The sequence below is a fragment of the Oceanisphaera marina genome (assembly GCF_014643915.1).
Taxonomy (GTDB): domain Bacteria; phylum Pseudomonadota; class Gammaproteobacteria; order Enterobacterales; family Aeromonadaceae; genus Oceanimonas; species Oceanimonas marina.
Genome location: NZ_BMKE01000001.1, coordinates 205,379 through 229,572 on the forward strand (window position 1 = coordinate 205,379; position 24,194 = coordinate 229,572).

At 54.0% G+C, this 24,194-nt stretch carries 21 protein-coding genes; 8 read left to right on the forward strand and 13 right to left on the reverse strand.

The window, feature by feature from the left end; translation table 11 throughout:
• Positions 1-44: 44 nt before the first annotated feature.
• Both IEW52_RS01075 and IEW52_RS01080 read right to left on the reverse strand, forming a co-directional pair.
• On the reverse strand, positions 45-1,385 hold the full coding sequence (locus IEW52_RS01075; RefSeq protein ID WP_188628216.1) for a Na+/H+ antiporter family protein: 1,341 nt from the start codon (positions 1,383-1,385) through the stop codon (positions 45-47).
• A 200-nt stretch (positions 1,386-1,585) separates the two neighbouring features.
• Positions 1,586-2,173 carry a DUF4202 domain-containing protein gene (locus tag IEW52_RS01080; protein ID WP_188628217.1) on the reverse strand — a complete coding sequence of 196 codons (588 nt, stop codon included), beginning with the start codon at positions 2,171-2,173 and terminating at the stop codon, positions 1,586-1,588.
• 193 nt (positions 2,174-2,366) lie between these two features.
• On the opposite strand from IEW52_RS01080, the gene hmpA reads away from it, so the two are divergent.
• From hmpA to IEW52_RS01095, 3 genes are all read left to right on the forward strand, one after another.
• Positions 2,367-3,563, forward strand: coding sequence for an NO-inducible flavohemoprotein (hmpA, locus tag IEW52_RS01085; RefSeq protein WP_188628218.1), 1,197 nt, complete (start codon positions 2,367-2,369; stop codon positions 3,561-3,563).
• Positions 3,564-3,679: 116 nt separating this feature from the next.
• On the forward strand, positions 3,680-4,522 hold the full coding sequence (locus tag IEW52_RS01090; RefSeq protein WP_188628219.1) for an HpcH/HpaI aldolase/citrate lyase family protein: 843 nt from the start codon (positions 3,680-3,682) through the stop codon (positions 4,520-4,522).
• 84 nt (positions 4,523-4,606) lie between these two features.
• The gene (locus IEW52_RS01095; RefSeq protein ID WP_188628220.1) at positions 4,607-4,972 is read left to right on the forward strand and encodes a glutathione S-transferase N-terminal domain-containing protein; all 366 of its coding nucleotides are present in this window, start codon (positions 4,607-4,609) and stop codon (positions 4,970-4,972) included.
• 92 nt (positions 4,973-5,064) lie between these two features.
• Here IEW52_RS01095 and IEW52_RS01100 read toward each other — a convergent pair whose 3' ends face one another.
• Positions 5,065-5,208: an entericidin A/B family lipoprotein gene (locus IEW52_RS01100; protein ID WP_188628221.1), complete on the reverse strand. Its 144-nt coding sequence runs from the start codon at positions 5,206-5,208 to the stop codon at positions 5,065-5,067.
• Positions 5,209-5,431: 223 nt separating this feature from the next.
• On the opposite strand from IEW52_RS01100, the gene chrA reads away from it, so the two are divergent.
• Positions 5,432-6,562 carry a chromate efflux transporter gene (chrA, locus tag IEW52_RS01105; protein ID WP_188628275.1) on the forward strand — a complete coding sequence of 377 codons (1,131 nt, stop codon included), beginning with the start codon at positions 5,432-5,434 and terminating at the stop codon, positions 6,560-6,562.
• Between the two features lie 77 nt (positions 6,563-6,639).
• Here chrA and IEW52_RS15870 read toward each other — a convergent pair whose 3' ends face one another.
• On the reverse strand, positions 6,640-7,434 hold the full coding sequence (locus IEW52_RS15870) for a group II intron maturase-specific domain-containing protein (protein ID WP_308424515.1): 795 nt from the start codon (positions 7,432-7,434) through the stop codon (positions 6,640-6,642).
• 1,220 nt (positions 7,435-8,654) lie between these two features.
• On the opposite strand from IEW52_RS15870, the gene pdxR reads away from it, so the two are divergent.
• Positions 8,655-10,130: a MocR-like pyridoxine biosynthesis transcription factor PdxR gene (gene pdxR / locus IEW52_RS01115; RefSeq protein ID WP_188628222.1), complete on the forward strand. Its 1,476-nt coding sequence runs from the start codon at positions 8,655-8,657 to the stop codon at positions 10,128-10,130.
• Between the two features lie 50 nt (positions 10,131-10,180).
• On the opposite strand, the gene IEW52_RS01120 is transcribed toward pdxR, so the two are convergent.
• The 4 genes from IEW52_RS01120 to IEW52_RS01135 form a co-directional block, all read right to left on the reverse strand.
• Complete coding sequence (locus IEW52_RS01120) at positions 10,181-10,948, reverse strand: IclR family transcriptional regulator (RefSeq protein WP_188628223.1); 768 nt, start codon at positions 10,946-10,948, stop codon at positions 10,181-10,183.
• A gap of 32 nt (positions 10,949-10,980) precedes the next feature.
• Complete coding sequence (locus IEW52_RS01125; RefSeq protein WP_188628224.1) at positions 10,981-11,388, reverse strand: GlcG/HbpS family heme-binding protein; 408 nt, start codon at positions 11,386-11,388, stop codon at positions 10,981-10,983.
• Positions 11,389-11,461: 73 nt separating this feature from the next.
• Positions 11,462-13,414 (reverse strand): TRAP transporter large permease, encoded by a 1,953-nt coding sequence (locus IEW52_RS01130; protein ID WP_308424512.1) that lies wholly within the window; start codon positions 13,412-13,414, stop codon positions 11,462-11,464.
• A 119-nt stretch (positions 13,415-13,533) separates the two neighbouring features.
• The gene (locus IEW52_RS01135) at positions 13,534-14,547 is read right to left on the reverse strand and encodes a TRAP transporter substrate-binding protein (protein WP_188628225.1); all 1,014 of its coding nucleotides are present in this window, start codon (positions 14,545-14,547) and stop codon (positions 13,534-13,536) included.
• Positions 14,548-14,771: 224 nt separating this feature from the next.
• On the opposite strand from IEW52_RS01135, the gene IEW52_RS01140 reads away from it, so the two are divergent.
• Entirely contained in the window at positions 14,772-16,067 is a 1,296-nt protein-coding gene (locus IEW52_RS01140) for a GMC family oxidoreductase (RefSeq protein WP_229667730.1), read from the forward strand.
• Positions 16,064-16,411, forward strand: a complete 348-nt coding sequence (locus tag IEW52_RS15665; RefSeq protein ID WP_229667731.1) for a GMC oxidoreductase — start codon at positions 16,064-16,066, stop codon at positions 16,409-16,411. The genes IEW52_RS01140 and IEW52_RS15665 overlap by 4 nt, the downstream gene beginning before the upstream one ends.
• 275 nt (positions 16,412-16,686) lie before the next feature.
• Here IEW52_RS15665 and IEW52_RS01145 read toward each other — a convergent pair whose 3' ends face one another.
• The 5 genes from IEW52_RS01145 to zntR all read right to left on the reverse strand — a co-directional run bounded on the left by IEW52_RS01145 (position 16,687) and on the right by zntR (position 22,280).
• On the reverse strand, positions 16,687-19,158 hold the full coding sequence (locus IEW52_RS01145) for a heavy metal translocating P-type ATPase (protein WP_188628226.1): 2,472 nt from the start codon (positions 19,156-19,158) through the stop codon (positions 16,687-16,689).
• A 248-nt stretch (positions 19,159-19,406) separates the two neighbouring features.
• Complete coding sequence (gene cueR / locus IEW52_RS01150; protein ID WP_188628227.1) at positions 19,407-19,799, reverse strand: Cu(I)-responsive transcriptional regulator; 393 nt, start codon at positions 19,797-19,799, stop codon at positions 19,407-19,409.
• A gap of 248 nt (positions 19,800-20,047) precedes the next feature.
• On the reverse strand, positions 20,048-20,248 hold the full coding sequence (locus IEW52_RS01155) for a heavy-metal-associated domain-containing protein (RefSeq protein ID WP_188628228.1): 201 nt from the start codon (positions 20,246-20,248) through the stop codon (positions 20,048-20,050).
• A gap of 108 nt (positions 20,249-20,356) precedes the next feature.
• Positions 20,357-21,640, reverse strand: a complete 1,284-nt coding sequence (locus IEW52_RS01160; protein ID WP_188628229.1) for a purine/pyrimidine permease — start codon at positions 21,638-21,640, stop codon at positions 20,357-20,359.
• A gap of 211 nt (positions 21,641-21,851) precedes the next feature.
• Positions 21,852-22,280, reverse strand: a complete 429-nt coding sequence (zntR, locus tag IEW52_RS01165; protein WP_188628230.1) for a Zn(2+)-responsive transcriptional regulator — start codon at positions 22,278-22,280, stop codon at positions 21,852-21,854.
• Between the two features lie 223 nt (positions 22,281-22,503).
• Here zntR and purH point away from each other — a divergent pair, with 223 nt between their 5' ends.
• Positions 22,504-24,087 (forward strand): bifunctional phosphoribosylaminoimidazolecarboxamide formyltransferase/IMP cyclohydrolase, encoded by a 1,584-nt coding sequence (purH, locus tag IEW52_RS01170; RefSeq protein WP_188628231.1) that lies wholly within the window; start codon positions 22,504-22,506, stop codon positions 24,085-24,087.
• Positions 24,088-24,194 lie beyond the last annotated feature (107 nt).

The window sequence follows — 24,194 nt, forward strand, 5'->3', positions numbered from 1 at the left end:
AACCCCAAGCCTCCCGGCCTGATTTGTAATTTATGGTGTATGGCTTATAACACCTGAGCCGCTATCCAGCCGAAGATCACCAGCGGAATGTTGTAATGCAAGAAGGTAGGGATCACCGAATCACGAATATGATCGTGCTGACCGTCAGCATTCAGGCCGGCGGTCGGCCCCAGAGTCGAGTCGGACGCAGGCGATCCGGCATCACCCAAAGCCCCGGCGGTCCCCACCAGCGCCAGCGTTGCCAGCGGTGAAAAACCAAAGCTTATCGCCAGTGGCACATAAATGGCGGCAATAATGGGAATAGTCGAGAACGATGAGCCAATCCCCATGGTGATGAACAACCCCACCAAGAGCATAATCAGCGCCGCCATCGGTGGGCTGTTACCAATCAGCGCACCCGAACCGGCGACCAGCTCGGGAATCGCCCCCGAGGCCTTCATTACGCCGGCAAAACCCGAGGCGGCAATCATGATAAAGCCCACTAGTGCCATCAGTCGCATGCCCTGAGTAAAGACATCATCCTGATCTTTCCATTTGAACAGGCCATTCATCGACAGCAGCGCAAATCCCAGCAAACCGCCCAATACCATGGAGCCGGTCAACAGCTGTACTATCAGGGCACCGACAATAGCGGCCAAAATCATGACCAACTGCTTGCGGCTGAGCCGGTGTTGTGGCTTGTTGCTGTCAACGGTTGCCGCCGTCTGTTGCTGGTACTCCCGTGGGCGACGATAGCTGAACAATACCGCCACCAGCAACCCGAGCAACATGCCCAGAGCCGGCAACAGCATCGCCTTGGGCGCCATGGCTGGCGTAACCGTCATACCCAGCTCATTACCGGCCTGATTAACGCTGTTGGTCAGAATATCGTTGAGAAAAATGGTGCCAAACCCCACCGGTGTGGTCATGTACATGATGGTAATACTGAAAGTAATCACACACGCCACCGCGCGTCTGTCCAGCTTCAGCATGCTCATCAGACCCAGCAAAGGCGGTACCAGAATCGGAATAAAAGCGATATGCACCGGTATCACGGTGCCGGAGGCAGCACCTATGACGATCAAGGCGCCGAACATCAACCATTTTACGCTGCTCAACTGGCCCGGATCGCGCCGGGAGCCAACCCAGCTCAAGGCCTTGCCAGCTACCAAATCGGTAATACCGGTGCGCGACAGCGCCACGGCAAACGCCCCCAGAGTGGCATAAGCCAGGGCAACGGTCGCGCCGCTGCCCAACCCGTCATTAAAAGCACCGATCACCTGTTCTACCGACATTCCGGCCCAGAGCCCACCCACCAGGGCGGCAACTACCAGCGAAAATACAACAGATACCCGAGCCAAACACAACGCTACCATCACCAGGATGGCCAGAACAATGGCATTCATAGGATCCTCTCCCTCATGTTATTACGTCCCTTTATTGATTCCCATGCCCGATCAACACCTAGCATTTACATAAACTTAACATTGTATATACATTTAGCATTCATGTTGTTTTTATATGAGCTGCATATACTTTTAGCTATGTAATTATCCTAACACGGCAACTATGTTGTGCTTAAACACAGACTGGCTGCGGCTCTACCTCACTGCAAAGCCTTGCCTACCAATGCCTGTACTGCTGGAGTGAGTCTCAGGTTCAAAGCCGCCGCTTGCCCGGCTGCCGACATTTTTCCCCAGGTTTTACGGATAATATCCAGCAACTTTTCTTCACTGTGGCGGGTGGCAAAATCGGCCAGATAAAAATCGATAAACACCAGGCAGATTATATCTTCCAGCGTTTGCACTTCTGGATCGCGTTTGAGCTGTTTTTTCAGTAACAAATCTTTGATCTGTTCCTGATCTGCGGTGCTATATCCCACTCTGGCCATCAGCTGGGCGGTCAGCTCGCCGTGAAATGCTCCCAAATCAGTACGCCAGCGTTTGTAACCGGCCCTGTCCATGGGATAACTGGCCCGTGCAACATGCCAGCGCTTGATGTGCTGGGCGCGGCAGGCAATCTGCAGTAATTCGCTGGCCTCGGGCGCAAACTCGGCTTGCTTGCTGCTCATGCGGACACTGTATAAATACTCTTTTGGCCAGGTTTGTCCGCCAATCAGCTGCTGATTGGGGTCTTGCTTGTTTTCGGCATCAATCAAGGCCAACACCTGTTGTAATCGAGAACGTTCCGTCATTCGTTAACACCTGCTGAGAAAACTGGTCCACATTGTTACCTCTGCTCCTGCAAATGCAAGCCGGCAACCAGCCCGATTTCGACAAAATAAACCGTGCAGACAAAAAAGAGTAACTTTTTATTGATGCAAATCAAATGTCACTATAAAATGCGCCTTAAGTTGCATCATGGATACACATTAAGAGGTGTTAATCATGCTGGATAGTCGCACCATAGAAATCGTAAAAAGCACCGTTCCCCTGCTCGAGTCTGCCAACACCGCACTCACCGAACACTTTTACAAGCGCATGTTTCGTGACAACCCCGAGCTGAAAGACGTTTTCAACCTCAGCCACCAAGCCTCTGGCCGCCAACCCGCCGCCTTGTTTTCTGCGGTATTGGCCTATGCCAAAAATATCGATAACCCGGCAGTACTCAGCAGTGCGGTTGAACGCATTGCCCAAAAGCACACCGGTTTTTCCATTCAACCGGCACAATACGACATCGTCGGTCATCACCTGCTGGAAACCATCAAAGAACTGGCCCCCGATGCCGCCACCCCGGAGGTGATTGACGCCTGGGCACAGGCCTACGGCGCACTGGCCGGGATTTTTATTGGCCGTGAAGAGCAGATTTATCAGCAAAGCGAAGAAAAAGCCGGCGGCTGGCGCGGACATCGCGCTTTTGTGGTAAAAGAAAAACAGGTAGAAAGCGAGCAGATCACCAGCTTTCTGCTGGCGCCTGCAGACGGCAAAGCCGTACTCGACTTCTTACCCGGTCAGTATCTCAACCTGCACCTGGACAGCCCCAAACTGGCCTATAAAGAAACGCGCCAGTATTCCTTGTGCCAGGCGGCCAATGGCCAGAATTACCGCATTGCCGTAAAACGCGAGCCCAATGGTGTCGCGTCCAACTTCATGCATGACGAAGTACAAGTGGGCGATACCCTGCAGGTGCTGCCTCCCGCTGGTGACTTCTTTATGGAAGTGAGCACCGATACCCCGGTGGTATTAATTTCCGGTGGCGTTGGCCAGACCCCCATGCGCGCCATGCTCGACCAGTTAATCAAGCATGAGCACAAGGCCGACATTCACTGGCTGCATGCCTGTGAAAACGGTGCCCAACACGCCTTTAAAGACCACATGCAAGGCTTGCGTCAGGCTAATGCAAATTTGACGACCCATGTATGGTACCGCACTCCCGGCGAACAGGATCAACCGGCAGAGCAGTATCATGCCGAAGGTCTGATGGACTTGAACCAGCTGAAAGAGCGTATCGCCCCCGCCAATGCCCATTATTACTTCTGTGGTCCGCTGCCGTTCATGGCCATGGTAAAAGAGACGTTATCTGGTTGGGGCATTGGCGACGACCGTCTGCACTATGAGGTTTTCGGCCCTCATCAAACGCTGTAAACCCACCCAGGTCTCACTATCCGACTCTGACGGTTTACAGTGCCGAGGCACTGGTTTACATAAAAGACTCCGTTGCACATCTTCGGGCTGAACAGCCCGGATTAACAGGGGGTTTTATGGACATCAATGCGCTACAAACTTTGCTATTCGTTCCGGCCAATCGGCCGGAACGTTTCGATAAAGCCTTGGCCAGTGGGGCCGATGCCATCATTATCGATCTTGAAGACGCCGTACCGGCCGCAGAAAAAGATGCTGCCAGCGGCACCCTCGCCACCTGGCTCGACAGCCAACCCGCCAACTCGGTATTAATTCGCATCAATGGCACCGGTAGCCCCTGGTTCAATCAGGATACCAACCTGTGTCGTTCGGCCGCCGTGGCCGGCATCATAGTGCCAAAGGCCGACGATCCTGCCGCGCTGAAAGAGCTGGCGCATATTACCGAAAAACCCCTGTTACCTTTTATTGAATCTGCCGTGGCCTTGGCACGACTCAACGAGATTGCCGCCGCACCAGGAGTTACTCGCTTGTTGTTCGGCAAGCTGGACCTGGCACTGGATCTGGGCATGGACTACCCGCCTCCGGCCGGTGAAGCACTGAATGAAACCGCTTTTTTATATGCTCGCAGCCAACTGGTGATGTGCTCGCGAGTTCATGGCCTGGCAGCACCCATTGATGCCATTTACACCGCCATTCACGATGCCAAAGGGCTGACCGATTACGCGCGCCAGGGCATGCGACTGGGCTTTAGTGGTTTCTTGCTGATCCACCCCGCTCAGGTAGCGCCGGCACAGAAGGCCTTAACGCCCACCAGCGCGCAAATTTCCTGGGCCAGACATATTATGGATGCCGAGCAACGGGAAAAAGGCGCCGTGGTGGCGGTAAGCGGCAACATGGTCGACACCCCCGTCATGGCCAGAGCCAGGCGCATTCTGGAACTGGCCAGTGACGTGTATAAATAGCAAAAAAACCTGTCGCTTTCAGATACAATCCCTCTTTTGAGTATCAAATGAGCGGCCGAGGCTGCTTATAAAAAGGGAGCCGTCATGCTGGTAAAAATATTACGTAATGGGATTGGGGGAATTTGGCAACTGGGTGATTTTATTACTCGCCCGACCAAGATGCGCAGATCTCCCGAGGCACAGCTTGAAGTGGATAATGCCTGCCAGCAGCTGGCGCTGTATCAACTGCCGCGCTGCCCCTTCTGCATCAAGGTGCGCAGAAACATGCACAAACTAAATCTGCCCATAGAGCGACGTAACGTGCAGCCAGGCTCGCCCTATCGAGGTGAACTGGAAGCGGGCGGCGGTCGTGTTAAATCGCCCTGCCTGCGTATAGAAGAAAATGGGGAAGTGCGTTGGATGTATGAGTCCAACGATATTATTGCCTATCTGCAGCAGCGCTTTGCTTGAGATCGAAAGGCGTAATATGTGAGGGACAAGGCGTAATTCAAACGCTCGATGGCTGTTATCGCCGGTCCCTCACATTTGTCTAGTCACTCTGCTTAATATTGCACGTCACGAGCGGCATCTTCTACCGCTTCACCGCCACGCTGCACATCTTTACCAGCCCCGGCCACGGTATTACAGCCCGCCAAGCCGCCAAACAAACCGACCACCATCAAGACCGCCATTATTTTCTTAATCATGATTTCGTCCTTCTTTCGGTGAATAAACAATTCCAGTATAGACTCAATTGCAGAGCCTAACGACAGCCAGCCGATGCGCTCCGACCCATGTTGTCGCAGATATAACCTACTCAATAATAGGCGTTATTTACAAGACTCCTGCAAATAACTTTTTCATTCTGTCATAAGAAGTGAATTCAATGCGGTTATGATAGGGCGAGATAAAACGAGGAAAGAGAAGATGATGCTTGAGGTGTTTTGGCAGTTTTTTAAATTAGGCTGGGTCAGCTTTGGCGGGCCAGCGGCGCATATTGGTTATTTTCAGCGTCATTTCGTGCACAATTTGGGCTGGATGCCCCAGGATCGCTTTGCCTCCACCCTGGCACTGTGTCAGTTTTTACCGGGCCCCGCATCCAGTCAGCTGGGCTTTGCTCTGGGCTATCAGCGGGCCGGACTGTTTGGCGCCGTGGCCGCCTTTATCGGTTTTACCCTGCCCTCTTTTCTGTTGATGCTGGCCCTGGCAATGGCTGGCAACGCCTGGGCCAATCAGCCGGCGGCATTGGCCATTGTTACCGGACTCAAGCTGTTTGCCGTAGTGGTGGTAGCCGATGCGGTGCTGTCCATGGCGAAACAATTCTGCCGTCAGCAAACCACGCTTATCCTGGCCGTACTCAGCGCCGCCTCATTATGGCTGTTCCCAAGCCTGATGACTCAATTTGTGGTGCTCGTCACCGCAGCTCTGGTGGGGATGGCGTTACTCAAGGCCGAACCGGCCGAACACGCACAGTCGCTAGGGATCAGCTGGCCATTTTTGCTGCTGTTTTTTGGCTTGCTGTTGCTGATGCCGCTGTTGAGCCTGACCGACACCGCGGCCATTTTTGCCGACTTTTATCAGGCCGGCAGCCTGGTGTTTGGTGGTGGTCATGTGGTGCTGCCCCTGTTGCAAGGTACGCTGCCCGAGTCATTATCAGAAGACGTGTTTTTAACCGGTTACGGCGCCGCCCAGGCCATGCCGGGCCCCATGTTCAGCCTGGCCAGCTTTTTGGGCGCCGAGCTTTACCCAAGCTCGCCGGTATTAGGGGCGCTGGCAGCCACCTTTGGTATTTTCCTGCCGGGTTTTTTACTGGTATTGGCGCTGCAACACAGCTGGCAGGGGTTGGCAGCAAAGCCGTTAATGGCGGGGGCAGTTCGCGGCATCAATGCCGCCGTGGTGGGCTTGTTGCTCTCGGCCTTGTATCAGCCCGTTTTTACCAGCAGCGTGACTGGCGCGCCCGCGCTGGCGGCGGCCGCCCTCGGCTTGCTGGCCCTGCGCACCTTGCGCTGCCCGGTCTTGGTACTGATCCCGGTGTTCATGCTGCTAGGGTTCTGGCTGTAAAAACGATCGAGTAGGAGGAGGCCTCACGGCCTCCGCCCTCTCACACCACCGAGCATACGGTTCCGTACCACGGCGGTTCATGGATGATGGTTGAGCTGATGGTAACTATCCATCAGCAATATCAGTCCCAGTCGCTCAAACAACTTCTTCGGTAACGCCTGATTCATGTGCGATGCCCCGGCGTTCCACCACGGGCCTCGCCCATTCGTGGTGCTCAGGACCGCTCTCCTCTCGGCAATACCCAATCGCATCAACATCCGTGCCCGAGTGCGCCCTCGCTTCCATTGTCGCCACAGTATCTTCCGCAGATGAAGGCGTAGCCAGCCATCCGGCTCATTGAAGATGCCTTTGGCCGTCGCGTAACGGAAGTAGTTTATCCAACCTCGCAGCTTGGTCGCGAGCGCGTGTGTCGTGCGGCGGATGTTCCAGCCCCTGGCCCTGCGCAGCAGTGACTTCAGCTTGCCCTTGAAGCGCTTGACGCTTTTCGGGGACACTCTCAGCCGGATGTTGCGCTTTCGGGTGCAGACCGTGTAGCCAAGGAAGCTGCGCTGCCATGGCCTGCCCGCGGCACTCTTCTCCCTGTTGACCCTGAGTTTCAGGCGCCGTTCGAGGAAGGTTGTCACCGAGTGCAGCACCCGGTGCGCCCCGCGTTCGCTGCCAACATAGATGTTGCAGTCGTCCGCGTAGCGGCAGAAGGCATGCCCTCGTTCGGTCAGCTCCATATCCAGCTCATGCAGCAGGATATTGGACAGCAGCGGCGACAGCGGGCCACCTTGTGGCGTGCCTTCTGTTCGCGCTGTCGCCACACCCTGCTCCATGATGCCCGACTGCAAGTACCGGCGTATCAGTCTGAGGACGAGTTCCGAGTTTATCCTTGATGACCCGGCTAATCCTCGACATCAGAATGTCGTGATTGACCCGGTCGAAGAATTTCTCCATGTCGATATCCACCACCCAGCGCTTGCCTGACTCCATGTAGTCTCGGGCCTGCTGTACCGCTTGTACGGCACTTTTCCCCGGACTGAAGCCATAGCTTGCGGGGAGAACATCGGCTCAAATTGGTCGCTTAATACCTGATGCATGGCCTGCTGGATGAGACGGTCTATCACGCAGGGAATGCCCAGCATGCGCCGGCCGCCTCCGGGCTTGGGGATGTCTACCTTGCGCACCGGTTGCGGATGATAACGGCCGTCCAGCAGTTGTTGTTTGATGTGTGGCCAGTGGGTTTGCAGATGGCCTTTCAGCTCATCGGTACGCATCCCATCTACCCCCGGTGCACCCTTGTTACGGCACACACGTTGATAGGCTCGCCACATGTTCGACTGTTCGGTTATCGCTGACATTAGCTCCATGTCAGCCCCGCTCGGAGGGACTCTGGTCTATGCCGTGAGACACTGCACAACCCGGCCGTGACAGGTCGGCTGCTGGCCGCCTGCTCTGGGTCGGGTGAGCGACTTGCTCTTGCTGTGATTCGTTGTCTCATCGAATAAACCGGCTCCGATTCATCATTCATGTTCAGCCCTTCAGTTTGCGGTCGCAAACCTACTACGGCGTCTGCTGACTTCTCCTCTCCCATCCTGATACCTCACGGCATCAGTAGCCCAAGGCAGGAGAGCAGACCTCCCAGGGTAATGCGCGTGACTTTCACACTTATGCCTGCCGCATCTACGTGCACACCTTCCGTGTAAGTATTGGGCTTTGACGATAATCGCCGCCTTACCCAGTGTGCCCGCCTCGTATGCGATTTCTGTTCGTCAGGCCAGTGCTTTGCTTTCCGCTTCCTTCAGATCCCACCTCGCGGTGGACACCCTTACGGTTCAGCTAGTGATTCCCCTTACCGGGCTCACAGAGGACTTGCACCTCCAAGTCATCCGGCCGCCACCACGCGTACCGGAACAGCGCCCGTCAAGGCGCTACGCGCCATGCCTGGCGCACAATTTAAAAATGATATAAAAAATATCATTTAATGATTGATTAAAGTTTTTTAATTTTTTTATTTAGTGATAATGAATCGAAAGAGCGTTGTTATTTAATAGCAAAACATTACAATCTAATTACAAATATCTAGTCCGTTCATCACGGAGGCCACAGGATGTCGGCACTTTTCCATCTGGATAGAGGTAGCCAAGCTACTCTGCAGCAGCAGGTCCGAGAACACCTGGTCAATGCCATACTGGGCGGTTTTTTGCCCTTGGATAAACCTCTCCCCTCGAGTCGCAGCTTGGCAAAAAACCTGCATGTAGCGCGTAATACCATTACGCTGGTATATGATGAACTGGTCTCAGACGGTTATCTTATATCCAGTGAACGCCGTGGTTATTATGTTAACGATCAATTTTTTGCTCGAAGCCTGAAAAACATCCTGAATGAGCCTCCCCTCACCACAGATGCCGATATCAATAAGGTCAACTGGCTTGAGCGACTCAAGGTAAAAACCGGACCTCAGCCCAATGCCAGCCAATCCCACTCTTGGCAAAGTTATCAATATCCCTTTGTTTACGGCCAACTGGACACTAGCTTGTTTCCCATCAATAACTGGCGTAAGTGCTGGAAAGATGCGGTCAGCGTACAGGCTATTCGCGACTGGAGTTCGGATCGCTACGACAGCGATGACCCGCTATTAATCGAACAATTGCAACAGCGCATCCTGCCCAGCCGGGGTATACAAGCCAGCAGTGAGGAGATTCTGATCACCGTGGGTTCACAGCAGGCTATCTATTTGCTGGCTCAGCTACTATTGGACAACAAATCCTGTTTTGGCATCGAAGATCCGGGCTATGTCAGCGCCGGCCATATCGCCCTGGTGTTCAATGCCCGGGTGAAAAGCCTGCAGATTGACGGCGACGGCATGATCGTGGATCAGCAGCTGAATGAGTGTGATCTGGTCTACCTTACGCCCAGCCACCAGTGTCCTACTGCAGTCACCATGCCGCTGGCGCGACGGCTCGCACTATTAACAACCGCACAGCAACAGGATTTCATTGTCATTGAAGATGACTATGAGATGGAAATGAGCTTTGATACCCATCCAACCCCGGCCCTCAAGAGTCTGGATAAAACAGAACGGGTACTTTATATCGGTAGCCTGTCCAAAACTCTGGCGCCCGGGTTACGCATGGGATTTATGGTCGGGCCCAAAGCCTTGATTCAGGAAGCTCGTAACCTTCGTCAATTGATGTTGCGTCACCCGCCGCTCAATAACCAGCGCGCAGTAGCCCTGTTCCTGGCCCAGGGCTACCATGATGCGCTATTGCGAAAGCTGGCTCGGGTATTTCAGGAACGGGGAGAATGCCTGGCCCAGGCGTTAAAGCAGCATCTACCCGACTGCATCAGCTCCCCTATCAGCGGCTCTTCTTGCTGGCTGAAACTGCCAGAACATATAGATGCAGGGCAGCTGAAACAAAGAGCGGCAAAAGAAGGGCTACTGCTGATCTCCGCCAATAGCTACCATTTTGGCAACCATCTGCCGAAAAACTTCCTGAAGATTGGCCTCTCGGCGATTCCTCTCGAAAAAATCGAACCCGGTATCAAATTGCTGGCCAAAATAAAGGCTCAGTTACAGGCGTAAACAGCAAGATAACGGAGCCTGTTACCCATTTCATACAGATAAAAGAAATACTATAAATCCAGCACCGCCTGCAGCTGGGCGGCAGCACGACGTAAGGTCGGTGCCCATTCCATCAGGCTGGCCAGCGGCTTACGAGCGGTTGGGGCATGTACGGCGACTGCCGCGCGCACCAGCCCCAACTCGTCGTATATCGGAACGGAAAAAGCCACCATACCCTCAAACATTTCTTCATTATCAATACTCAGGGTATTGGCGGCAATCTTCTCCAGTTCAAGCTCCAACTGTTCCCTATCAGTAATTGTATGCCGAGTATGAGCATCCAGAGACAGACCGCTTAATAAGGCCTTACGTTTATGCAGCGGCATTAACGCCAGCAATAGTTTTCCAGCTGCAGTACTGTGTAATGGCATACGCGATCCCGGATGCAGCTGTATCCGTACCGGCCAGTTGGTTTCGACCCGTTCGAAGTAGACCAGTTCATGGCCATCCAGCAGGGCAATATTGCAGGTTTCTCCCAGCTCTTCGGCCAGATTCTGCAATACCGCCCGTCTCGGAGCCCCGACACTGCGTTGTGCCAGCACGTCTAGGGCCATTTTTCTCAAGCGCGGTCCCGGGCTAAGGTGACGACCGTCGGGCTCTTTCTGCAACAGACCTTCCTGCTCCAGCTGGCCAATAATGCGGTGTATTGTTGGCTTGGGCACATCAAGACGCAGGCACAAGTCTGCCGCCGTGGTCGCCCTGTCTTCCTTGAGCAGTTCCTCGATCAAGGCAAAAGCACGAAGCAGAGTAGAATTGGTAGCACTTGCTGATGTGCTCATAAGCCCTCCTGTATGTATATTCAGGCAGTTTATCATAGGGTTACCAGGATATGTTCAGCGAACTGCCGACAAAGGGCCACATCTTCCTCTAGGGCTCGGCCGCTGACGCCAACCGCGCCGACCAGTTTCCCTCCCTCAAGCAAGGGCACCCCACCGGGCAGAGAGGTGAATTTGTCATCCAGAAAATCCGCCAGCGACAGATGATCTTTCAACAACCTCTGCCTGAAGATGTCGGTCGATACCCCCATCCTGGCCGCCGTATAGGCCTTGCCTATTGCAATATTGATCAACCGTTCGGGCGCGCCATCCATCCGATACAGATAAATCAGGGCTCCCGAGCTATCGACGGCCGCAAAACAGACCGGTTGGCTCCCATCCTGCCCGGCTATGTAGGCAGTTGTCTGGCAGGCCGCCGCAACAGTCATTGAATTAATAGTCAAAGGTGACTCCTTTATTTTTGCGGCCAAAAAATAAAAGCGAAGCCATCAGGCTTCGCTTTCGTTAAGTAAACCATCAGACTAAAAACAATGATATTTCCGGGATATAGGTAACCAGCAGCAGCACTGCTATCATCACCAGCAGATATACCCAAATATGTCTGGCCAAACCACCGATACTGACGTTGGCAATACCACTGGCGACAAACAGATTCACACCCACCGGTGGCGTAACAAAGCCGATTGCCAGGTTCATGACCATCATCACCCCAAAATGCACCGGGTCTACGCCTACCGCTATAACCAATGGAAGTAAAATCGGCGTAAGAATAACGATTGCTGCTAGAGCTTCCATGAAAATACCTATCCAAAGCAGGAAGATATTAATCATGATCAAAATAACAATCTTGTTTGAGGTCAGAGCAAGAATAGATTCAGCTATAAATTCGGGGATCTGCTCTATGGTCATTATATTGCCAAAGATGGTCGCCATCGCCATCAGCAATATGATGATGGATGAAATACTGGCCGCATCCTGAGCCGAGGCCCAGAGTTTATTTAAGGTCAGCTCCTTATGAATACAAATCCCCACAAACAGGCCATACAAGGCGGCAACGGCAGCGGCTTCCGTTGGCGTCATGATGCCGCCATAGATACCACCCAGCACGATCACAGGTACCATCAAGGCCCACTTGGCTTGCCAGGCCGCACTCATGAAGGTCTTGAGCGAACGCTCGCGCACTTCACCATACCAGCCATTTTTCTTGGAGATCAGGTAGGCAACGACCATCAGGGCCACGCCCATGATCAGACCGGGTATGATACCGGCGATAAACAGCTTACCGATGGAGACCTGAGCTGACACCCCGTAGACCACAAAGGGATTGCTGGGCGGAATAATCACCCCAATTGCCCCGGCGCAAGCCACCACGGTGGCAGAGAAATATTTATCATATCCCCGGGCTATCATGGCCGGTATGGTAATGGAGCCGATGGCCGCCACCGTCGCCGGGCCTGAACCGCTGATCGAAGCGAAGAAGATACAGGTCATGATACTGGCCAGTGCCATACCGCCGGGCAAGGCCCCCACCAGTTCATCACCCAGTGCCAACAGCCGCCTGGACAAGCCTCCGGCCCCCATGAATACGCCGGCCGCAATAAAGAAAGGAATGGCCATGATGGGGAAGGAGTCGATCGAAGAAAAGGCAATCTGAGCCAGATAATCCACCGGCAGGGTGCCGGCCCCCAGCACAGTGGTCAGCCCGGCCAGCCCCAGGGCAAAAGCAATAGGTACGCCCAAAACAAGAAAAAAAGTAAAGTAACCGAACAACAGCAGAGGTGCATTCCAGTCTTCAGATAGCAACACAGGCAAAAACAGCAATACCGACAACGCCATGCCCAGCACAACATCTGGCAGTGTCATCTTTCTGCTCTGTTGCCACAGTGTCTGCAAGGTACGCACCGACATCAGTCCAAAGCCGATAGGAAGAATCAGATAAGGAATGTAATAACCTATCTGCAAAGCGGGTGTTATTTGTGGCATAGCCAACTGCATTTTTACATAATCAAGGCCCATGTAAGAAAAAAGAAACACCAGTGCCAGAGTACAACAGTCGATCATTACCCAGACAACACTCTGCCAGCGCTGTGAAAGCCTGTTGTGTAACACATCAACCCTGATTCCGCTTCTTGTGAGAATCGATATAGATACAGCAAGATATGAAATCCAGATAAAAACATATCTTGCCAACTCTTCGGTCCAGACGCCCCAACCTACGGCCCCCTTGATGTTATCACGCAGTACTTCTGTATCCAGCCAGCTACCGAAAAATCGCTCAAAGCCCGGAGTAGCAATCAGTTCCAGAAGAGTGGATATACCGTATCTGAAAAACGTCTGATAATTGATGATTAGAATCATCATAATCAAACCAACGAAAAGAAAAGGTTTTTCTAGATTATTTAACAGATTTAAAAATGAATATTTTCGCTCACGAACATCCTGTATTTCACTTTGCTTTAGCATTTCCATAAAGCAGCTCCGGCACTACACCTTCAGCAATCAATAAGGTGGGAGTATCACTCCCACCCGTTATTCGGCAACCGGTAGATTAATCGTTTTCCGGTACCGCTACGCATTGATAGATAATTTTACTGTTGGGTATCCTGTACCATTTCGATAAGGTCCTTCGGCAAATTGGCTGCAAATTCCTCAAATACCGGTCGAGTCAGCTCACGAAATCTGGCATTTTCTTCCGCCGTTGTTTGATGAATAGTAATACCAGCCTCTAACATTCCCTGTCGAGCTTTATCCTCGTTTGCAGGATAAGCTTCTGTCCGCTGATAAGTAACCGCTTCCTGAGCTGCTTCTTCAATGACTTCCCTGGCTTCGACAGGAAGTGAATCCCACCATTTCTTATTGGCCATTGCCACCTGCATGCCATAGTTATGGGCCGAGGTCACTGCATATTCGAGGTTTTCATGGTGCTTGGCACCAAACATATGCGGAAAAGTATTTCCTTCAGCATCTATGGTGCCCTGCTGCAGCGCGGTATAAACCTCTCCCCAGGCAATAGGAGCCGGATTTGCGCCCAACGCCTTGGCCACCGCCACTTCTACCGGTGAATCGGTGGTTCTCATTTTTAACCCGGATAGTGAATCTGGACCGGTTAACGGTTTACTGGTCGAAACAAAATTGCGATAACCATATTCTGCGTACATGATGGGCTGCAAACCAATTTCATTCGACGCCTGCTCGAAGTAGGTGTTCAGCGGACCACCCTTGTCCAAAGACTTGTAAAGCTTATCCTGGTGTTCAGGGCTAGTAATGTATGGCAAGTCAAAGACCTGGAAAAGGCGAGAAAAGCCTGCCAGATTCGGAGTCGAGCTAACGCCTATCTCCAGCGTCCCTCTCTGCGCCCCTTCTATCAGCACGCGATCACTGCCAAGAATGGCCCCCGGAAATACCTGAATTCTGATCTTGCCATCTGATTTTTCCTTAACCAAATCGGCAAATTTAGTATAAGCCTGAGTAATGTGGTTACCCGGCGGAGCCGTGTGCGCCAGCTTCATCTTGATCTTGGGGCCTGTGTATTCAGCCATGACTGCCGGACTGGCCAACATGGCCAATACCAGCGACGACAGGATAAACGGAGCAATTTTCATAGGTAACCTCATCCTTGATTTGACAATAAATTACAAAGTAGATACAAACATTTAACAATTGAGACTATATTAATCAAAACATGATCTGTCAATGAGCAATAGACAAACAAACGATACTTTTAGTATCGAAAAAATAGCATCGAAAAAATCATTTCGTCGGTGAGTAATTTACTGACAGAAAGTCAGCCCCCTATCAGATAAGCCGAAATTTTTGGAGCCATTTTATGCGTAATCGCAGAGTAGTCCTGCATCGAAGTGAAATTTTTGGAGAGTTCGACTATATCGTGGTGAGCGCAGGCTCGGCAGGATGTGTGCTGGCCAACCGGCTTACTGAAGATCCGGAGATCAGTGTATTGCTGCTGGAGGCTGGAGGACGAGACTGGAACCCCTGGATCCACATTCCCGTCGGTTACTTCAAGACCATGCATAACCCCGCCACCGACTGGTGTTATGTCACAGACCCGGATCAGGGCATCAATGGACGACAGTTGCAGTGGCCCAGAGGCAAGGTGCTGGGCGGTTCCAGCTCACTCAACGGCCTGCTGTATATTCGTGGCCAGCATCAAGACTACGATGGCTGGGCTGCCATGGGCAACGAAGGCTGGAGTTACCAGGAGGTTCTTCCCTACTTCAAAAAGTCTGAATGCCAGTCCCGGGGCGCGGATGCCTATCACGGGACCGATGGCCCATTGAAGGTATCCGATCTTCGCCTGCGCAGGGAAATAGCCGAGCGCTTTGTCGAAGCCGCACAACAGATCGGCATCCCCGCCAACCCGGACGTCAATGGTGAAACACAGGAAGGCGTGAGTTACTTCCAACAAACCGCCCACAAGGGCCTGCGCTGCAGCAGCGCCAAGGCATTCTTGCGCCCGGCGCTGCAACGTCCCAACCTGACAGTGCTGACCCGTGCCCATACCCGCCGTATCCTGCTGGAAGGCAAACAGGCTACCGGCATCGAATTTGAACATAAAGGCAAGCGGCTACTGGCCCGGGCAAAACGAGAAGTCGTGCTCAGTGCCGGTGCCATCGGCTCACCGCAAATACTACAATGCTCGGGGATTGGTGAACCTGAGCACCTGAAATCAGTAGGCGTCGAGTGCCTGCACCCCCTGCCAGGCGTAGGAGAAAACCTGCAGGATCACCTGCAAATACGTCTGGTATTCAAGACCAGCTGCAAAACACTCAACGATGAGGTCAATAATCCGGTGAAGAAGCTGGGGGTAGGTATACAGTACTCGGTTTCCAGAACCGGTCCCCTGACGCTGGCCGCCAGCCAGGTGTGTGTCTTTACCCGGTCTCGGGACGGATTGGATCGGCCGGACATTCAATTCCACATGCAGCCACTTAGTGCCGACAAGCCCGGAGAAGGCGTACATCCCTTCTCGGCCTTTACCGCCTCCGTGTGTCAACTACGCCCTCATAGCCGAGGCACCGTCAAGATCCGTAGCGCCGATCCTCATGAATATCCTTCCATTAGGCCAATTATCTTTCGGCAGAGGAAGATCTGCAAGTCGCGGTGAATGCCATCAAGGTAGCCCGGCGCCTTGCCGAAGCCGATGCGCTCAAGTCCGTTATCATCGATGAATATGTGCCCGGTCGCCAGTATCAGACCGACGAGCAATTACTGAATGCCGCCCGTCGTTTCAGCCAGACCATTTATCATCCGACCAGTACCTGCAAGATGGGTAACGATGATATGGCGGTGGTCGACCGCAGGCTGAGAGTTCACGGCATCAAGAGGTTCAGAGTCGCCGATGCCTCGATTATGCCGCAGATTGTGTCCGGTAATACCAATGCTCCTTCAATCATGATTGGTGAAAAATGCGCCGATATGATCAAACAGGATCGAGTTCGTGGTTCATAAAATATTGGCAATGGTTGCTCTTTAGAGATGGCGGTGCGGCTAAATGCGTTTTCTCTTTCATTGGCTTCATTGGCTGGGGTTTTGCTTGGAATAACCAGGCTCCCCCTCTCGCCGTGATAAAAGTGCCAAATCGCCCTGTAGCCCGCCCCGCCTCTTTGGCAAAGAAGACTTCGGCGGATCCAGGCATGGAGCGCAAAATCGCGCGAACAATCGGCAATGCGCCTGTAAAATACACCGCCCACAGTCTTGCGGGGCGCCGGGCTATTGGCGCTGGTTTACACTTTAAACCGCTTTAATCTTAATGCGTTCGCCACTACAAACACGCTCGACATGGCCATGGCGCCGGCGGCCAGCATGGGTGAGAGCAGGATGCCGTATAACGGGTACAAGACCCCTGCCGCCACCGGGATCAGACAGGCGTTATAGGCAAAGGCCCAGAATAGATTTTGCCGAATGTTGCTCAGGGTGGCCTGACTAATAGCCAGCGCATTGGGTACCGCCCGCAAGTCGCCGCCCATCAGCACCACTTCGGCCGCCTCTATCGCAATGTCGGTACCGGTGCCGATGGCCAGGCCCACATCAGCTTCGGCCAGCGCCGGTGCGTCGTTAATACCATCCCCCACAAAGGCCACGGAGCCATGAAGCTTGCGCAAGCGCTGCAAGGCTGCCACCTTGCCGTCGGGCATCACTTCGGCTTCTACTTCATCTATACCGAGCTGACGGGCAATCGCCTCGGCGGTATGGCGGTTATCACCGGTGATCATCGCCACTTTCAGCCCAAGATCATGCAAGGCCTTGATGGCGTCGGGTGTGCCTTCTTTAATGGGATCGGCCACCGCAATAATGGCGGCCAGCTTGCCATCAATGGCGGCATAAAGCGGGCTCTTCCCTTCTTTGGCCAGCTGCTGCGCCGTGTCACCGAACGCCGCCAGACTGTAGCCCAATTGGCCAAGATAACGATCGGCCCCTACCTCGATTGTTTGACCGTCCACCAGAGCACTTACGCCCAGACCGGAGTGCGACTGAAAGTCTTCAGGGCTCGCCAGGGTCAGTTTTCGTTCCTTGGCCGCCGCCACTATGGCCTCGGCTATCGGGTGCTCGGAGTGCTGCTCTACCGCGGCAATCAGCGCTAGGGCGTCATCTTCAGCAAAGCCCGGCGTCAGCTGTAAATCGGTTAGCTCCGGCTGGCCTTTGGTGAGGGTGCCGGTTTTATCCAGCGCCACCACTTTGGTATCGCGCAGGGTTTGCAGCGCCTGACCTTTGCGAAACAACACGCCCAACTCGGCGGCACGCCCGGTGCCCACCATGATGGAGGTGGGTGTCGCCAGTCCCATGGCACAGGGGCAGGCGATAATCAGCACCGCCACCGCGTTGATCAAGGCAAAGCCGAGTGCCGGAGTGGGTCCCAACCACAGCCAGAGCGCAAAGGTTAACGCCGCCGTGGCCATCACCAGCGGCACAAACACCGCCGTTACCTTGTCGACCAGAGCCTGAATGGGTAATTTGGCGCCCTGGGCTTGCTCAACCATACGAATGATTTGCGCCAATAAGGTGTCTTTGCCGATCTTGGTAGTGGTCACGCTCAAGGCACCATTTTTGTTGATGGTGCCGCCCACTACCTCGTCACCCTGCTTTTTTTCCACCGGTATCGGCTCGCCGGTGAGCATGGACTCATCTACATAAGAGCTGCCGCTCTGTACCGTGCCATCCAGCGGTATGCGCTCACCGGGGCGCACCAACAGGCAGTCCCCCACCAGTACCTCGTTCAGGGGCACTTCCTGGCTGCTACCATTGCGTTGCACCCGCGCCGTGTTGACCTGCAGGCTCAACAAGCGCTGTATGGCCTCACCGGTGCGCCCTTTTGCTCTGGCTTCCAGGAAACGGCCCAGCAGGATCAAGGTGACGATCACCGCCGCAGCTTCAAAATATACATGCTGGGTGCCGACGGGCAGAATGTGCCCGGCAAACAACACCACCACCGAAAATCCCCATGCCGAGAGACTGCCCAACGCCACCAAAGAGTTCATATCCGGGGTGGCGCGCAATAACGCAGGAATTCCAAGGCGCAAAAAGCGCCGCCCAGGCCCCAGCAACACCAGGGTGGTGAGCACAAACTGTATGCCCCAGTTGAGCGTTTGACCCAGGATCTCTTCAATCCACTGGGCCATACCGGGAATAATATGCGCGCCCATTTCCAGTATGAACACCGGCAAAGTCAGCGCCAGCGACCAGCCAAAGTCGCGCTTCAGGCTTTGTTGTTCAAGCTCGCGGCGCGCATTATCGTCTTCGCGCTGTGCCGACACCGGCTTGGCCTGATAGCCGGCTTTTTTAATAGCCGCCACTAACTGGGCTTGATCCACATTGCCCACCAGCGCGCTAACCTGAGCACTTTCTGCCGCCAGGTTCACGCTGGCCGAGAGCACGCCCGGTAAGCGTTGCAGCGCTTTTTCAACCCGGCCCACGCACGAAGCACAGCTCATGCCGATAATGCTGAGCTCAAACTGTTCGCTGCGGGTGGAGTAACCGGCCTTGGTGAGGGTGTCTGTTAATACGGTAAGTGAGGTGTCAGTAGTCAGACTCACTTCGGCCTTTTCACTCGCCAGATTCACGTTGGCCGCCGTCACGCCAGGCGTGTTCAGCAAGGCTTGCTCAACGCGGCGCACGCAAGAGGCGCAGCTCATGCCGCTGATAGGCAGCTGTACCTGTTGCTGGTCGGCAGAGGTAGGGGAAGTATGTGTACTGGTCATCAGTCGGCTCCTCGATGGGATTCATGACTTCAGCTTAAAGCTTGCCACAGGGGAAAGGTCAAGCCTTTTGCACAGTTGTAGGCGATGCGACCGCTGCGCAATACCGCGAAGCGGCATCTTTGCTTCGATATTTCCTATCTCGCCGTATGGTCTTGAACCCGAGCGACTACAGGAGAGGGGGGTGGCTGGGCGCTATATCCCTATTCCCTATTCCCATTTCCCGTTTGTTATTGGTTTTCTGCGGCGGTTCACCTTTTCCGAGATAATTGTTCAAGGATGGCACAGGCTGGGCCTTCATCACCGGGGCAGGCACTAATCATTTGCTGCAGCGTGGCTTGCATGGCCGCCAACTCGCGCATCTTGTGCTCCACCTCGTGCAGATGCTGCTGTGCCACCTGCTTGACCGCACGGCTGGGCCGCGCCGGGTCTTGCCACAGGCTCAGCAATTCATCGATCTGGGCAATCGAAAACCCCAGCACTCGCGCCTGGCGAATAAATTTCAGTACTTCAATGTTTTGCGCATCATACTGACGATAGCCAGCCGCGGTGCGCGCGGCAGGTTTGAGCAATTTTATCTGTTCGTAATGGCGGATCATCTTGGCCGACAAGCCGCTTAATGTTGCCGCCTCACCTATATTCATCTCATTCCCTGCTATGTAACTCATTGAAGAGAGTACGTTTAGTGATGTGAGTACCATGGCAAAAGTGACCTTAAAAGCTATCTCGCCACGGAATCCATAGAACCCACGAAAAAAACATTAAGAAAAAATTGAGCTTAAGAAAACATCTTATTGGTCAACTCTTACTAAGGGTATGTACTTTCGCTCTGGTCTTGTCGCTCTAGTTCTGTGGGTTCCGTGGATTGCGTGGCAAAAATGTACTTTCGCTTTTAGTCGCTTTGCTTTGGCGGGTAGCCGGCGGCGGTTAGTGCGTTCACCAACTGTTGCGGGGTGCAACGGCTGTTCACGGTAATGGTGTGATTCAGCAAATCAAACTCGATTTCACAATCGGAGTCCACTGCCGTTAACGCCTCGTTGATTACCCCCACACAGTGGCCACAGGTCATGTCGGGCAGCATAAATTCAGTCATGTTGGTTTCCTTATTCAGGCGCCTTTGGCGCCAGGGTAATTAATGGATGTCCAGTATCGCCTCTCGGTTTCGGCTGGCTGCATTATCAGGCTTACCATGCTGGCAAGGTCAAGCGGTTTTACGCCACAGCTGCTCCATAGCCAGAGCAATCAGGGTGCCGGTCAGCAAGCCATTGCCCAGCAGGTATTGCGCCAGCCCCGGCCAGTCACGATACAGCTCGGTCGGCAGAAACATACAACCAACGCCAAGCAGCATGGTCACGCCTAAAATAGTCCCGGCTCTTTGGTCTAACGGATACTTGGTCAACAGCTGAAAGGCCAGCATCACCAGCTTGATAAAGGTCGCCAGCAAGGCGGCATTGGCCACTGGTGCCGGTAATAGCGATAAAAAACCCACCGCTGCCGGAAACAGGCTGACCAGCGCCAGACAAATACACGCCAGCATGAAAGGACCACGTCTTTTATCACCGGTAAGCTGGATAAAGCCTGCCGTCACCGGCAAAGGCACCACGGCAATGGTGGCCAGGCCGCCAGCCATAAGGTGGCTGATGCCCGATGCCCAGCTGCTGCGATTCAGCGCCTGCTTCATGTCGGATTGCTCTTCATCGACGACCGAGGAAATAGCTGTAATAGCCGCCACCTGATTCGAGATCAATAACAACGAAAACAGCACAGCGACCACCAGCATGCCCATATCGAGTCGTGGCCAGCCAAAGACAAAGATTGCCGGCCACTGCACGCCAGAGGCGGTGTCAGGCAAGGTAGAGGCACTGAGTCCGAATAGGGTAAAGGCGCCCCAGCCCAGCACTATACCCACCAGCACCGCATAGGTGCGCACCACGGCATGGCGACTGAACGAGCACAATAACACGCCGATAAACACCAGCAGACCAATCGCGGCCACCGGCATGGTCATTACGCCACTGCGCGGATCGGTGACCATGCCGCGCACAAACACCCCCGACAGCTGGATCACCAGCAACAACATAAAGCAGCCCGTCACCAGCGGCGTGAACAAGAACAGCAAGCGATGGGTTTGTCTTGCCAGACCCAGCACCAGCATAATAGCTCCCGCCACCAATACCCCGCCGGCCAGCAAACGCAGGATCTCGCCGCCCTCATACCCCTGAGCCCGGCCAATGTAGGCCATCACCACAAACACGATCGCCCAGGATCCCGCCGGGCCGTCGGCCACCGGATAACGGTGCCCCACAGCCACTTGCAGTAAAGAACTCAGACCCACCAGCATCAGGGTGCGCTGCATCAGACCGGCAATGTCTGCGCTTTCCAGCCCAAACGCCTGTCCCAGCACGATGGGCAGCGCCAGGGCATTGGCCAGTAAAAAAATAAACCACTGGCTGACACTTAATCCCCAGCCAAAACGAGATTGCATACCTAACTCCAGCCTTTCGGCAGCGGTGAGCTGACAGCCTTGAACCATCAGTCGGAAATAAACACTAAGCCCTTCGGGGCGCTGTAAGCTGTGAGCGGCCAGTTAACAACCAACAGCATAAACACGTTACGTTGTGCGCCGTCAGTAATAAGTGAACACCAGGTTCTTTGAATTGTGGTTGAACTGTTCGCTGACGGCTGATAGCTCCGCATTAGCGGGCGTTATTGCCGGCGGCCAGTTGCTTGCCATCCAGCGCTTCCAGAATGGAGCAATGTTCGGCACTTTCCAGGCCACCGCAACAGGCATCGGAGAGCTGTTTAAGCGACTGACGAAACTGCTCCAGCTCGGCAATGCGCTCGGATACATCCTGAATTTTTGCATCGGCCACCGCTTTTACCTCACGACAGGTCACCTGACAACTACTTACCCGCAGCGACAACAGCTCGTCAATTTCTTTCAAGGTAAATCCCACCCGCTTGCTGCGCAGAATAAAATGCAGCCGGCGTTTATCTTCCTCGTTATACAAACGGTATCCGGCAGGGCTACGCAGACTAGGCGAAAGCAGACCTTCCTTTTCATAAAAACGCAGCGTATCGGCTTTTACGCCAAAGTGCTTTGCCAATTCACCAATTCGAAACATTCATTATTCTCCAGCCAGGGCCAACAGACCCTAATCAAATCCAATCCCCGGGGTTGTTACACTTGAAAACTCTTGACACTAAAACAAATAGTCACACAAGCCGGGGCAAAATAAAGTAGAATACGCCGCCTCTGTTCTGGCGTACCAGGCGGTTTGGTAAAGTCGACGCTCATTCGCCGATTTTACCAAACCCCCCGATTGATCGTTAAAGGAACGAGAACCCATGGAAACTGCTCGACCCATTCGCCGTGCTCTGCTGAGTGTGTCTGACAAAGCCGGCATCGTCGCTTTTGCACAAGGCCTCAACGCCCGCGGTGTAGAACTGCTGTCTACCGGTGGCACCGCACGTTTGCTGGCCGAACAAGGCTTGCCCGTCACCGAAGTATCCGATTATACCGGTTTTCCGGAAATGATGGATGGCCGCGTTAAAACCCTGCACCCCAAGGTTCATGGCGGTATTCTTGGCCGTCGCGGCAAAGATGATGCCATTATGGCCGAGCACGCCATTGCGCCCATCGACATGGTCGTGGTTAACCTCTACCCGTTCGCCAATACCGTCGCCAACGCCGATTGCAGCCTCGAAGATGCCATCGAAAACATCGACATTGGTGGACCGACAATGGTACGTGCCGCCGCCAAAAACCACAACGATGTGGCCATAGTGGTAAATGCCGGTGATTACGACCGCTTGCTGGCTGAAATGGACACAGGTAACAACAGCCTGACTCAGGCGACACGTTTCGATCTCGCCATTGCCGCTTTCGAGCACACCGCCCAGTACGATGGCATGATTGCCAACTACTTTGGCACCATGGTGCCGGCCTATCACGCCGCCAGCAAAGACTCCGCCTTCCCGCGTACCATCAATTACCAGTTCACCAAGAAGCAGGATCTGCGCTACGGCGAAAACAGCCATCAGAACGCCGCTTTCTACGTGGAAAACAATATTGATGAAGCCTCCGTTGCTACGGCGACTCAGCTGCAAGGCAAAGAGCTGTCGTTCAACAACATCAATGACACCGACACCGCTCTGGAATGCGTGAAGGAATTCGACGTTCCCGCCTGTGTGATCGTCAAGCACGCCAACCCGTGTGGTGTAGCGCTAGGCGATAACCTGCTGGAAGCCTACGATCGTGCCTATCAAACCGATCCTACTTCGGCCTTTGGCGGCATTATTGCCTTTAACCGCGAGCTGGACGAAGCCACGGCCAAGGCCATTGTTGAGCGCCAGTTTGTGGAAGTGATTATCGCGCCCAGCATCTCCGACGCCGCCAAGGCGACCGTAGCCGACAAGAAAAACGTACGTCTGCTGGAATGTGGTCAATGGGCTGCCAAAACTCAGGGCCGTGACATCAAGCGCGTAAACGGCGGTATTCTGGTGCAGGATCGGGATCAGGGCATGATCGATCTCGACGATGTTAAAGTGGTCAGCAAGCGCCAGCCAAGCGACGCCGAGCTGCAAGACTTGCTGTTCTGCTGGAAAGTGGCCAAGTACGTTAAATCCAACGCCATCGTGTATGCCAAAGGCGCACAAACCATAGGCGTGGGCGCGGGCCAGATGAGCCGGGTTTATTCAGCCAAAATTGCCGGTATCAAGGCCGCCGATGAAGGTCTGCAGGTGGAAGGTTCGGTGATGGCATCCGATGCCTTCTTCCCGTTCCGTGACGGCATCGATGCCGCTGCCGCCGCCGGTATCAGCTGTGTGATCCAGCCCGGTGGCTCTATGCGGGATGACGAAGTGATTCAGGCTGCGGACGAGCATGGCATGACCATGGTGTTCACCGGCATGCGCCACTTCCGCCACTGATAAGAAACTAGGGGCGGTGTTATTGAACGCTGGGTAGCTATCGGGACAGGGGGAATCTCACGCCGACACGCCATGAACCCTCCATGGGGGCTCGAAATGCCATCCAT